This is a genomic window from Serratia sp. HNCC26DJ244 (assembly GCF_057180565.1).
On the sequence record NZ_JBXUGO010000123.1, the window covers coordinates 1 to 430 of the forward strand.

1 protein-coding gene is annotated in these 430 nt (G+C 44.7%); it reads left to right on the forward strand.

The features are described from left to right. On the forward strand, positions 1–401 hold a 401-nt coding region (locus AC2A06_RS18885; protein ID WP_484381301.1), incomplete at its 5' end, for a four helix bundle protein. Positions 402–430 lie beyond the last annotated feature (29 nt).

Sequence of the window (430 nt, forward strand, 5' to 3'; positions counted from 1 at the left end):
TTCAGGGGTCAGGTTACAGGGTTCAGGAGTCAGTAATGGTACAGCGATTTGAAGAGTTGGATGTCTTTAAGCGGTCATACCGAATTTCACTTGAAATTCATCAGACCAGCTTATCCTTTCCTCAAATAGAGCAATACGGACTGGCAGACCAATTAAGGCGTTCGAGCAAGAGTATCTGTGCGAATTTAGCTGAGGGGTTTGCTAAACAAAAATCCAAAGCAGAGTTTTGTCGCTTTATAGGTATGGCGATAGGCAGTGCTGACGAGATGCGGGTCTGGTTAAGGTACTGTTATGACCTTGGATATATTAATGAGCATCAATGGCAAGACTGGCGTAGTGAATACGAACAGTTGGCGAAAATGCTTAATGGCCTGGTAAGAAGTCTGAAGAGAACAGACTGATACTTGTGCCCTGTAACCTGGCTCCTGAG